Annotated in this window: 11 protein-coding genes; 9 read left to right on the top strand and 2 right to left on the bottom strand. The window is 63.7% G+C overall.

Annotated features, from left to right (window positions below; genetic code table 11):
- Positions 1-48: 48 nt before the first annotated feature.
- A complete protein-coding gene (locus CH295_RS17770; RefSeq protein ID WP_094741586.1) occupies positions 49-936 on the top strand; it encodes a LysR family transcriptional regulator in 888 nt (295 codons plus the stop codon).
- 172 nt (positions 937-1,108) lie between these two features.
- On the opposite strand, the gene CH295_RS17765 is transcribed toward CH295_RS17770, so the two are convergent.
- A complete protein-coding gene (locus CH295_RS17765; RefSeq protein ID WP_094741460.1) occupies positions 1,109-3,346 on the bottom strand; it encodes an NADP-dependent isocitrate dehydrogenase in 2,238 nt (745 codons plus the stop codon).
- Positions 3,347-3,974: 628 nt separating this feature from the next.
- Here CH295_RS17765 and CH295_RS17760 point away from each other — a divergent pair.
- From CH295_RS17760 to CH295_RS17730, 7 genes are all read left to right on the top strand, one after another.
- The gene (locus CH295_RS17760; RefSeq protein WP_052047713.1) at positions 3,975-5,399 is read left to right on the top strand and encodes an NtaA/DmoA family FMN-dependent monooxygenase; all 1,425 of its coding nucleotides are present in this window, start codon (positions 3,975-3,977) and stop codon (positions 5,397-5,399) included.
- 120 nt (positions 5,400-5,519) lie between these two features.
- Positions 5,520-6,047 (top strand): flavin reductase family protein, encoded by a 528-nt coding sequence (locus tag CH295_RS17755; RefSeq protein ID WP_212556186.1) that lies wholly within the window; start codon positions 5,520-5,522, stop codon positions 6,045-6,047.
- Between the two features lie 22 nt (positions 6,048-6,069).
- Positions 6,070-6,552 (top strand): hypothetical protein, encoded by a 483-nt coding sequence (locus CH295_RS17750; RefSeq protein WP_094741458.1) that lies wholly within the window; start codon positions 6,070-6,072, stop codon positions 6,550-6,552.
- Positions 6,553-6,664: 112 nt separating this feature from the next.
- Positions 6,665-7,651: a helix-turn-helix domain-containing protein gene (locus tag CH295_RS17745; protein WP_252342085.1), complete on the top strand. Its 987-nt coding sequence runs from the start codon at positions 6,665-6,667 to the stop codon at positions 7,649-7,651.
- Between the two features lie 67 nt (positions 7,652-7,718).
- Complete coding sequence (locus CH295_RS17740; protein ID WP_094741457.1) at positions 7,719-9,095, top strand: NAD-dependent succinate-semialdehyde dehydrogenase; 1,377 nt, start codon at positions 7,719-7,721, stop codon at positions 9,093-9,095.
- 71 nt (positions 9,096-9,166) lie between these two features.
- Positions 9,167-9,463 carry an antibiotic biosynthesis monooxygenase family protein gene (locus CH295_RS17735; RefSeq protein WP_094741456.1) on the top strand — a complete coding sequence of 99 codons (297 nt, stop codon included), beginning with the start codon at positions 9,167-9,169 and terminating at the stop codon, positions 9,461-9,463.
- Positions 9,464-9,510: 47 nt separating this feature from the next.
- Positions 9,511-10,374 (top strand): alpha/beta fold hydrolase, encoded by an 864-nt coding sequence (locus tag CH295_RS17730; protein ID WP_094741455.1) that lies wholly within the window; start codon positions 9,511-9,513, stop codon positions 10,372-10,374.
- A gap of 2 nt (positions 10,375-10,376) precedes the next feature.
- On the opposite strand, the gene CH295_RS17725 is transcribed toward CH295_RS17730, so the two are convergent.
- Positions 10,377-11,729 carry a cytochrome P450 gene (locus CH295_RS17725; RefSeq protein WP_094741454.1) on the bottom strand — a complete coding sequence of 451 codons (1,353 nt, stop codon included), beginning with the start codon at positions 11,727-11,729 and terminating at the stop codon, positions 10,377-10,379.
- Between the two features lie 85 nt (positions 11,730-11,814).
- Here CH295_RS17725 and CH295_RS17720 point away from each other — a divergent pair, with 85 nt between their 5' ends.
- The gene (locus CH295_RS17720; RefSeq protein WP_170945954.1) at positions 11,815-12,432 is read left to right on the top strand and encodes a TetR/AcrR family transcriptional regulator; all 618 of its coding nucleotides are present in this window, start codon (positions 11,815-11,817) and stop codon (positions 12,430-12,432) included.
- Positions 12,433-12,436 lie beyond the last annotated feature (4 nt).

Below are 12,436 nucleotides of genomic sequence, written 5' to 3'. Positions count from 1 at the left end.
CAGATCACTTACGCAGTCCAACATCAGTTGGGTATACATTCATTCGCTGTGAGCATCAATATCGGTATCGCGCACCTACGGGCCATCGTGGCGCTGGCCGATCTCGCGAGCTTCACCTCGGCGGCGGCGTCCCTCGGGGTATCCCAGCCGAACCTCAGTCGCACCGTCGCCGAGGCAGAGCGCCGCCTGGGCGTGCGGCTGTTCGTCCGCACCACCCGGAGCGTCGACCTCACCGGCGATGGACACGAGGTGACGGCCTATGCCCGTCGGGTCTTGCTCGAGTTCGATGACGGCCTGGAGCAGATCGGACGCTTCGTCTCGGGCGACCGAGGGACCGTCACCATCGCGTGCTTGCCGTCGATCGCGGCGACGTTCCTCCCGCCGTACATCGTGGACTTCCGCAACAGCCATCCCGACGTCTCGGTGCACATCAAGGACGGCCTGCGCGACGACGTGGTGGCCTCGGTCCGCGACGGCTCCGTGGATTTCGCAGTGGTGGCGGCATCGGGTCGAGCGAACGACTTGATGCGCACGACGGTCAGCGCCGATGCGTTCGTCTGCGCGCTACCGTCGAATCACGCTCTGGCGCAGCGTAAGAGCCTGAGGTGGACCGACCTCGCCGGCGAGCCGTTCATCGCTTTCGGCCCCGAATCCAGCATCGCGTCGCATGTGCGACTGGCGCTGGAGAACGCGGGAGTCGACGTCGGACCGTCTGTTCAGGCACACAACGTCGCCGCCGTGGCGGGCCTGACCGCGGCGGGACTCGGCATCACCGTCATCCCAGAATTGGTGGTGCCGATGATGTCGTTCGCGAGCCTTGTCTACCTGCCGATCGAACCGAACATTCATCGCACCATCTCGGTCGTGCAATTGCCGGGGCGACGCCAGAGCGCTAGTTGTTCGGCCTTCCTCGACATCTTGGTGCCGCGCCCGTAAGGAATGAATGGTCCATTCAGTACGTCTGAGCGCGTGAAAGTCACATTGATCCCAAACCGGGGTGGGCGGTGGACCGAATGTTGGTGCACCCCAATATGAATGAATGGTCCATTCACAACGTCTGAGCGCGTGAATGGACCATTCATTCGATGAGGGGGTGAGCCAGAAAGTACTACTGCTTCGCCGACTCCAGAGCCTCGTTGAAGGTCTTGGACGGACGCATCACTGCAGCGGTGGCTTCGGGGTCGGGGTAGTAGTAGCCGCCGATGTCGACTGCGGTGCCCTGGACCTCGTTGAGCTCGGAGACGATTTTCTCCTCGTTCTCCGCCAACGTCTTGGCCAGCGCGCCGAAGTGCTCGGCCAGTTCGGCGTCCTCGGTCTGCTCGGCGAGTTCCTGCGCCCAGTAGAGGGCGAGGTAGAACTGGCTGCCACGGTTGTCGAGTTCACCGGTCGAGCGCGACGGGCCCTTGCTGTTCTCGAGCAGCTTGCCGGTGGCCGAGTCGAGTGCCTTGGCGAGGATGGTCGCCTTGACGTCGCCGGTCTTGGTGCCGAGGTCTTCGAGGCTCACGGCCAGAGCCAGGAACTCGCCGAGCGAATCCCAGCGCAGGTGGTTCTCCTCGATGAGCTGCTTGACGTGCTTGGGAGCCGAACCGCCCGCACCCGTCTCGTACAGTCCGCCGCCTGCCATCAGGGGAACGATGGAGAGCATCTTGGCGCTGGTGCCGAGTTCGAGGATCGGGAACAGGTCGGTGAGGTAGTCACGCAGGATGTTGCCGGTTGCGGAGATGGTGTCGAGTCCGCGAACGAGACGCTCCATCGTGTACCGGATCGCGCGAACCTGCGACATGATCTGGATGTCGAGGCCCTCGGTGTCGTGATCCTTCAGGTACTTGCGCACCTTGCCGATGAGCTCGTTCTCGTGCGGGCGGTACGGGTCGAGCCAGAAGACGACCGGCATTCCGGATTCACGTGCGCGCGTCACGGCGAGCTTGACCCAGTCCTGGATCGGGGCGTCCTTGACGATGCACAGACGCCAGATGTCGCCCTCTTCGACGGTCTGGGTCAGCAGCACCTCGCCGGTGGCCTTGTCGGTGATGTTCGCGACGCCCGCCTTCGGTACCTCGAAGGTCTTGTCGTGCGAGCCGTACTCCTCGGCCTTCTGCGCCATCAGGCCGACGTTGGGAACGGTGCCCATCGTCGTCGGATCGAACTGGCCGTTGGTCTTGCAGAAGTTCACCATCTCCTGGTAGATCCGGGAGAACGTCGACTCGGGGTTGACTGCCTTGGTGTCCTTCGGACGTCCGTCCGCTCCCCACATCTTGCCGCCGGCGCGAATCATCGCGGGCATGGAAGCGTCGACGATCACGTCGCTGGGCGAGTGGAAGTTCGAGATGCCGCGGGCGGAGTCGACCATCGCGAGCTCCGGACGGGTCTCGTGACACTTGTGCAGATCTTCGATGATCTCGTCGCGCTTCGACGCCGGCAGGGTCTCGATCTTGGTGTAGAGGTCCGAGAGGCCGTTGTTGACGTTGACGCCCAGCTCCTCGAAGAGCTCGTTGTGCTTGGCGAACGCGTCCTTGTAGAACACGCGCACAGCGTGGCCGAACACGATGGGGTGCGAAACGCGCATCATCGTCGCCTTGACGTGCAGGGAGAACATGACGCCGGTGTCGTAGGCGTCCTGCATCTCGTGCTCGTAGAAATCGAGGAGCGCCTTCTTGCTCATGAACATGGAATCGATGACGTCACCGTCGGTGAGCGAGACCGACTCCTTGAGCACGATCGGCTCGCCGTCGGCGGGCAGCAGCTCCATCTTGATCTCACGATCACCGTCGACGACCGTCGACTTCTCACCGTGGTAGAAATCGCCCTCGCGCATGTGCGCAACGTGGGTGCGCGACGCCATCGACCACTCGGTCATGCTGTGCGGGTGCTTACGGGCGAATTCCTTCACGGCCTTCGGAGCACGACGGTCCGAGTTACCTTCGCGCAGAACCGGATTGACCGCGCTGCCGAGGCACTTGGTGTACCTTTCGCGGATCTCGCGCTCTTCGTCGGTCTTCGGATTGCCGGGGAAGTCGGGAATCGCGTAGCCCTTGTCCTGCAGTTCCTTGACGGCAGCGAGCAACTGCGGCACCGAGGCGCTGATGTTCGGCAGCTTGATGATGTTGGTCTCGGGCAGCTGCGTCAGCTTGCCCAGCTCGGCGAGGTTGTCGGTCACTCGCTGGTCTTCGTTGAGGTAATCGGGGAACTCGGCGAGGATGCGGTTGGCAACGGAGATGTCACTCGACTCGACGTTGATCTCGGCCGCGCTGGCGAAAGAACGTATGACCGGCAGAAACGCGTGAGTCGCCAGCATGGGCGCCTCGTCGGTCAGGGTGTAAATGATGGTCGGCTTCTTCGCTGTCATGTTTCGCCTTTGCCTCAGTTTCAACGTCGTCTTTTGGATGCGTCCAACCCCGACTTTAATCTTCGAATCTGCTGCTGTGCGGGGCAGTGGGGTATCACTCCATCCACGCGCCGAAGTTACCGACCAGTAGCACTTTTGCAGGTCGGCAGACCCGCTCCCCCGCGCTCGGATCGACCGACCTGGCGCACCCGTACAAAAAGATGGCCGATTTTTACAATCGGGACACCGCACTGCGCAGGCAACATGGAACGCACACCCCGACGACCGACCCGTGAACCGAGCGCACGCGAATCCAAGAGGAACAATTCCTCCGACAACAGGCCGAGAAAAACAGACCCTCGCACCGATCGAAACTCATTTCATCGCGCACCCCGTAGGTGGAATTTCAGACATTCACATTCCCGATAGAGCGCCGCACATCTGCCGAAAGACAAGAGCAGAGTGCGGCTTTTCCATGCCCTTTTCACGACAGCGACCACCGACTCCGATGCGCCAATCATGTTGCATCACAGCTGATTCGGGTGCACAACCTTCCTCACTTCCCACGGGCAGTACCGGTGAGGTGATGGAAACGCAACCGATTCCGCGTTTAATGGATGCGACACAAGCGCTGTTTACATTTCTCTCCATGACACGCAATCGAATGATCTTCAACGCATTCCAGATGAATACCGTCTCGCACACCTATCACGGTCTGTGGCGCAATCCGAAAACCACCCAGGTGCACTTCGACACCCTCGATACGTGGGTCGACCTCGCCAAGACGCTCGAACGCGGCAAGTACGACGCCCTGTTCCTGGCGGACGTCGTCGGGATCGATCCCGCGTACGAGGGCAAGTGGAACGCGTACATCGAGGAGGGGCTGCACATGCCCTGCCACGACCCGGCTGCTCTCTGCGCTGCTCTCATCGGGGCGACCGACAACCTCGGACTGACGTTCACCAGCTCGATCCTCACCGAGCACCCCTTCAGCTTCGCTCGCAAGATGTCGACGATGGACCACCTGAGCAAGGGGCGAATCGGGTGGAACATCGTCACCAGCGCCACTCACTCGGCCGCGCAGAACTTCGGTTTCGACAAGATCGTCGAGCACGACGAGCGATACCGCTGGGCCGACGAGTACATGAAGGTCGTCTACAAACTGTGGGAAGGATCGTGGGACGACGGCGCGGTGCTCGCAGATCGTGAAGCCGGTGTCTACGCCGATGCCGACAAGATTCACCGGATCTACCACCAGGGCGAACGCTACAAGGTCCTCGGCCCACACATGGCGTCCCCGTCCCCGCAGCGCACACCGGTCATGTATCAAGCCGGATCGTCGAAAGTGGGACGCGAGTTCGCATCTCGTCATGCCGAGGCCACGTTCGTCGTGTATCCGACGATCGAGGGAGCGCGCAAGGGAATCGCCGAGCAGCGCAAGGAAACAGTGGCTGCCGGCCGCAACGCCGGTGACCTCAAGTTCATCCAGGGCTTCTCGTTCGTCGTCGGGTCCACCGAGGAAGAGGCCTGGCGCAAGTCCGCCGAGATCGACGAGGACATCAGCTATCGAGGCCTGGCCGCACACATCGGCCGCGACATGGGCATCGACGTGTCCGGCCTGGATCCGGACATGCCGATCGAGCAGACCTCGATGTCGGGAGTGCAGGGCTACGCCCGCATGTTCGAGGACTCCAACAACGGACAGAAGGCCAAGGTCTCCGATCTCGTCGGGGCCCTGTCCTACGCCAGCCGCATGGTGGGCACCCCCGAACAGATCGCGGATCAGCTCGAGCAGTGGCAGGACGCGGGCGTGGACGGCGTGAACCAGATCATCCAGTACTTCCCGCAGTCGGCGGAGGATTTCGTCGACCACGTGATCCCGGTGCTGCAGGAGCGTGGACTCGCGCAGAAGGAATACGGATCCGGCACGCTCCGCGAACGCATGTTCCCGGAGATCGGCCCTCAGCTCCCCGATCGGCATGCAGCCGCCAAGTACCGCGGTGCCTTCGTGCGCGACGCCGAAGTCAGTGGCACGGGCGGAACACACGTCGACTGGGTCACCGCAGGCGTCTGACACGCCACCGCACACTCTGCACGCATCGCTCTCCCCGGACGGGGGGATGGCCGCACTGGGCGGCCATCCCCCCGGCTCGACCACCCCAGCACTGAAGAACGGCGGTCACACATGACCCGGATGGCAACACCACCCTCACTCTCACTCGTCGACGTCTCCGACGACACGAGCCTGCTTCGCAAGACATTCGCACTGTTCCCGTCGGGCATCGTCATGTTGTCGGCCGTCATCGACGACGTGCCGGTCGGTCTCGTGGCGTCTTCCTTTCAGGTCGGGATCTCCGCCGACCCGCCCCTCGTGCTGTTCGCCGTGCAACACACGTCGACCACTTGGCCCACGCTGCGCAGCGCGCCGCGAATCGGGGTATCGGTGCTCAGTGGACTACACCGATCCTCGATCGGTCAGCTGTCCTCGAAGTCCGGAGACCGATTCGACGGGATCGACTCGTTCACCTCCGAGACCGAAGCGCATTTCATCGGCGGTGCCGCAGCGCACCTCGAGTGCAGCATTCACAGCGAGATTCGAGCCGGCGACCACGACGTCGTGGTGATGCAGGTGCACCGCATGGGCAGCGATCCGAGCACCGAGCCCCTCGTATGGCACGGATCCACCCTGCGGTCCCTGACCCCACCCGAACCCACTCACTGACCTCGACGCGAACGGACCCCTCATGCTCACCGCCAATATGGTTGTCGCACTGTCTTCCCCACCGCCCGACGAGTCGGATCCACGGTGGCTGACCGACCCACCGGCCGCCGAGACCGTACACATCCGGGCGGACGATCTCGCCACGGCTCAGCTCGCACGAGCCCGCCTGCGTGCAACGCACAACGACCGTGAGCACCGGACAGATGCGCCGTCGGTCGTTCTCGACGTCGCGGTTCACGTAGCGCACGACGCGAGGACAGCGCGCACGGAACTGGCCGACGCACGAGTCCACGCCCCCAGGACCGTCTGTTACATCGGCACACCGTCGGGTCTGGCCGGACTCATCGCCGACATCGCGGCAGCACACGTCGCAGACGGGGTGACGATCGTTCCCCTGCTCGACACTCATCGCGTCGAACTCGAGCGCTGCCTCCTCGACGAGGTCCTGCCGATGCTGCACACCAGGGCAGCCCACTCCGAATCGACGTACCGCAGAACGGCCTGACGCGCGACGACCGCCACGGTCGAGGTTGTTACGCCGGGGAAATACAGCTGTCGATCAGGCGATCTATCGTCGGTTCCAGTGGAAACGCCGACACCACGGGAGGAGGGCCATCGTGCCGTACTGGTCCACGTCCGGGCTGAGTCCCCAGGAGCAGGTGAGCTACTGGGGTGACGTGGTGTGCGAGGCCTTCACTCCGTTGGCTCCCCATCGAGGCCGCTCGCAACGAGACCGCAGCTCCGTTCCCGACGGCGTCCCGGGTTGGGTCGACTCTCAGGAACTGGCGGTGGTCAACTGCGCCGAGATCTCCTCGGTCACCCAGGTCCTCAAACACGGTCGGCGCGAAGTCACGCGCGCGCCGCTCGACGCAGTGTTCGTCAATCTCCAGTTGGAAGGAACCTGCCTCGCGGAGCAGGACGAACGCCGCTCGCTGATCACGCCTGGTTCGATCACCGTGTTCGACACCACCCGCCCGTACCAGATGGAGTACCGCGAGACCGACAGCAGAGAGATGTGGAAAGTGCTCTCGTTCCGAATCCCGCGGGAGCTGTGGAATCCCGACGCGGTGACGGGCACCAGCATCGACACCACGACGGGTGCGGGTGCACTGGTGGGATCGATGATGTCGGTCCTGTGGAAGGAGAGCTCGACACTCGACCCCGGCGCGCTCGCGACACTCGATCGATCGTTCGTCGACGTGCTGACCGCGGTGGCCGGATCGACGACGACCACCCGCGATTCGGAGACTCGCGACAACGCCACCCGAATGATGCTGCGCCACTACATCCGCACCGCCCTACCGTCCGGCCGCGTCAGCGCCGACGCCGCAGCGCGCGAGGCGATGATCTCGACCCGCACGATGCACCGCCTACTGAACGCGGCCGGCACCACCTTCTCCGAATGCGTGCGCCACGAACGCATGAACGGCGCGATACGAGACATCCTCACTGCCGATCCCGCGGTCACTCTGGGCGAGATCGCTGCCCGGTGGGGCTTCTACGACAGCTCGCATCTGACGCGTACATTCCGCCGTCAATTCGATTGCACGCCCATGGAGTACCGGGCGCGTCACCGCGACGGCGGGCCTCGGACCCCTTCCTGACCACCGTCGGAGCATCCGTTTTGCCCGAATAGGAACAACGGACCCCTCCCCGACCGTTGAACAGATCATGACGACCTACAAAACTGTCAATCCTGCCGACGGCACAACTGTCAAGGAATTCGAGACTCTCGACGCGGCCGGCGTCGAGCGCGCACTGACCGACGCACACGCCGGTTTCCAGACGTGGCGCAAGACCTCACCGAAGCACCGCGCCGAAATTCTGCACAAGGTCGCCGACCTCTACACCGAGCGTTCCGACGAACTGGCCCGAACCATCTCGATCGAAATGGGCAAGCCCCTCACCGAATCCCAAGGCGAGGTGGAGCTGTCGTCGAACATCTACCGCTACTACGCAGACAACGGACCGGCGCTGCTCGAGGACGAGACACTCGACGTCCCCGGCGCGGAAGACACTGTGCTGCAGCGCAAACCGGTGGGAGCCCTCGTCGGCGTCATGCCGTGGAACTTCCCGTACTACCAGGTTGCCCGGTTCGCCGGCCCGAACCTGATGGTGGGCAACACGATTCTGCTCAAGCACGCACCGAATTGCCCTCAGTCGGCTTTGCTGATGGAGGAGATCTTCCAGCAGGCCGGACTCCCGCAGGACGCGTACATCAACATCTTCGCGACCAACGATCAGATCGCCGACATGATCGCCGACCCACGCGTGCAGGGTGTCTCGCTCACCGGCAGTGAGCGGGCCGGCACCTCCGTCGCCGAAACCGCGGGACGCAACCTCAAGAAGGTCGTGCTCGAGCTCGGCGGCTCGGACGTGTTCATCATGCTCGACTCCGACGACATGGACGCCACGGTCGAATCCGCAACCCGGGCGCGGCTGTCCAACGCGGGCCAGGCCTGCAACGCCGCCAAGCGCATCCTCGTCGCCGAGGAGTTCTACGACGACTTCGTCACCAAGCTCACCGAATCGTTCGAGGCAGTGCAGACCGGTGATCCATTGGACGCGAACACCACCCTCGGCCCGCTGTCGTCGCAGACCGCCGCCGACACGTTGATCGAGCAGATCGACGACGCCGTCGCCAAGGGCGCAACACTGCTCACCGGTGGCAAGAAGATCGACGGGCCGGGCGCATTTGTGCAGCCGACGCTGCTCACCGACGTCACCCCGGACATGCGTGCGTACAGCGAAGAGCTGTTCGGACCGGCAGCGGTGATCTACAAGGTCGAGAGCCCGCAGCAGGCAATCGAACTGGCGAACTCCTCGGCATACGGACTGAGCGGCTCGGTGTGGAGCGCCGACCTGGACAAGGCTCGCGACGTGGCCGAGCAGCTCGAGGTCGGCATGGCTTTCGTCAACGAGCACGGCACCACCCTGCCCGGCCTGCCGTTCGGCGGCGTCAAGCGCTCCGGCGTCGGTCGCGAACTGGGACCGTGGGGCATGGACGAGTTCGTGAACAAGAAGCTCGTGCGCATCTCCGCGAAGTAGACCGTCTCTTCCAGCAGCTCCCCGGGCACGGTGCCCGGGGAGCTGTTGTCGGTCATGGGCATACTGTCCCGATGATCGTCGAACATGCCCTGCTGCACGTCATCCCCCACCGAACCGACGAGTTCGAGGCCGCCTTCGCCGCCGCGACATCGATCATCTCCTCGATGCCGGGGTTCGTGAATCTGACGCTGTCGCGGGGCATCGAGCAGCCGCATGTCTATCTGCTGCTGGTGGAATGGGAACGACTCGAAGACCACACCGAGGGCTTCAGGAAGTCCGACGAGTACCAGGAGTGGAAGACGCTGCTACATCACTTCTACGAGCCGTTCCCCGTCGTCTCGCATTTCGACCCGATGGAGGACGCCTAGGAGATAAGTTCGAGTCTCGTTCCCGTCGCCGTTTCGAGGAGATTTTCGTGGCCAACGCTTCGTCGTTCGTATCCAAGCAGGACGACATCGAGATCAGCACCTACACCTGGACCACCTCGGCCGATCCGGCTCGCGGCGTCGTGCAGATCGCACACGGTCTCGCCGAGCACGGCAGCCGCTACGCCCGGTTCGCCGCCGCCTTGAACGACGCCGGATTTCATGTCGTCGCATCCGATCATCGCGGCCACGGAGAGTCGATCGTCGACACCCCTGGCGATTTCGGTGCCGCCGCGTTCGCGGGTTTGTGGGCCGACATCGAGCAGTTGGGCGAATCGCTGCTGAACGAGTATCCGGACCTGCCACTGTTCCTGTTCGCCCATTCGATGGGTTCGTTTGCCGCGCAGCATGTTCTGATCGAACGATCGGACCTGTACGAGGGTGTGGTGTTGTCGGGATCGACGACGCTGGACATCCTCGCGGCCGGGATGGCCGACGCCCCCGCCGGTGACCTGAGTGTGTTCAACGCCGCCTTCGAGCACCGCACCGGATACGAATGGCTCACCCGCGACGAGGCCGAAGTGGACGCCTATGTCGCCGATCCTCTGTGCGGCTTCGATCTTCCGGAGTCGACAGTCCCCGCGTTGTTCGGTGAGGCCGACAAGCTGGCCGACCCGCACAACCTCGAGCAGATCCGTTCCGACCTACCGCTGCTCATCACCTCGGGAACCGACGACCCTCTGGCCGGCGGCGGACAGCTGATCGAGACCCTCGCTGCCCGGTACCGCGAGGCCGGGATGAGCGACGTCACCGTCACCCTCTACCCCGGGGCCCGCCACGAGATCCTCAACGAGACCAACAGGGACGAAGTCACCGCGAACATCATCGGCTGGCTCACCGACCGCGCCGGCTAGACCTACCGCTTCCGTAGCTGCACGGGCTGCCCGTCCTCCGGGAAGGGCAGCGACGTGAAGTTCAGCGGCGCAACGTAATCGGGGTCGACCGACCAGTCGAACCGCAGCAGCAGATGATGCATGATGGTCTTGATCTCCGCGCCTGCGAAGAACATGCCGATGCACTTGTGCACGCCACCGCCGAACGGCTCCCACGCGTAGCGGTGCACTTTGTCCTCGCGACGGTCGTCGGCGAAGCGGCCGGGGTCGAACTTCTCGGGGTCGGGCCAGTACTGGTCCATGTGGTGCGTGAAGTGCGGAGCGACCGACGCATACGTCCCCGCGGGGACGAACTTTCCCTGCACCTCGGTGTCCTTGACGGCTCGGCGCGCGACCACCGGAGTGGGCGAGACCAGCCGTAGGCATTCCTTCATCACCAGGTCGACACTGTGCAGTTCGTCGAGTTGCGCGAGTGTCGGCGCAGCAGTGCCCAGCGCCTCGGATTCCGCACGGCACTTGTCCTGCCACTGCGGATGTTGCCCGAGATACTGCATCATCGTCGACAGCGTGATCGTCGACGTGTCGTGGGCGGCCATCAGCAGGAAGATCATGTGGTCTATCACTTCGTCGTCGGAGAAGCGCTCGCCGTCGTTCCCCTCGATGTGGCAGAGGACCGAGAACAAGTCGTCGGTCTCGGTGGCGCGCCGCGCCGGTAGGTAGCGCCGGAAGAACTGCTCGAGCATGGCGCGGCCGTCGAGACCCCGCTTCCACCGGGTTCCCGGAACTCGATACCGCACGATCGAGGTCGCCGCCTGGACGCACGCCACGAAACTCGAGTTGAGCTCGGCAATCTCGGCTTCGGTGCTGCCCTCGGCCCCGCCCATGAAGATGCTGGTCGCCACCTCGAGCGTCAACGCCTTGAGCGCCGGGTAGACCTGGACGTCGCGCCCGCCCTGCCACGCGTCCAAACCGGTTGTGGTGACCGGATTCAACGCCTCGACGGACTTGGTGAGTCGGTCCCTCGTGAAGGCCTGCTGCATGATTCGCCGGTGCTTCAGATGCTCGTCGGAGTCGAGCAGCATCAACCCGCCGTGAAAGAACGGGCCGATCAGCAGCGACCAGCCGTCACCGTTCGCAAACGCCTTGTCCGCGTTCTGCAACACCTCTTGGCATGCGTCCGGACCGAGAACGGTGATCCACTTCTGGCCGGCCATCGTCAGCCACGACACCTCGCCGTATTTCTCCCACCGACTCCCGAGCAGTTTCAGAGGGTCTCGGATGTACTCCAGGGTGTGGCCCACGACGGGCATACCGCCGTCGCCGAACACCGGTTGAAGTGCCGAACCTGCAGGTGGAGCAGCCAGAGCGCGTGCCATTGTCGACCTCCATCAATCTGACAGAGCGTCCTGTCAGATGGGATGTAGTCTGCGTCACACTTACTCCCTCTGTCAAGATCTACCCATGGCTTCCACGACGCGCCGCTACAACGGCATGAGCGCCGACGATCGCACCGCCGACCGTCGCGCACGGTTGCTCCAAGCCGGACTCGAAGTGTTCTCGACGGCCGGCGCCTTGAACACGACCATGACCGCGATCTGCGCCGAGGCGAAGCTGACCGAGCGCTACTTCTACCAGAACTTCACCAGCAAAGAGGACTTGCTCGAGAAGGTGGTGGAGTCGGTATCCGACGAGATTCGGGCCGCTGCCCTGGAGGCACTGCACTCCCCCGCCCCCACCGTCGAGGAACAGGTGCGCAACGCCATCGCCGCGTTCGTCGGCGTACTCACCGACGACCGACGCAAGGGCCGCGTCGCGATGATCGAGTCGCTCGCCGTCGACTCACTGCGAGACTACCGACGAAAGTCCATGCGCGCGTTCGCCCATCTGGTAGCCGAGCAATCGCGCGAGCTGTTCGGCGAACAAGCTTGGCCGCAACCACAATCCGAAATCAACGGACTGCTGTTCATCGGCGGACTCGCCGAACTGGTCATCGCATGGTTGAACGGCGAGATCGACATCTCCCCCACGGAAATAGTCGACGCCGCCACCCGCCACTTCGTCGCGACCGCACACCGCTGAAGTG

It is taken from the genome of Rhodococcus sp. 14-2483-1-2 (assembly GCF_002259405.1).
Lineage (GTDB): Bacteria > Actinomycetota > Actinomycetes > Mycobacteriales > Mycobacteriaceae > Rhodococcoides.
The sequence above is the reverse complement of the archived record's forward strand: the minus strand, read 5'-3'. Positions and strand labels throughout refer to the sequence as shown.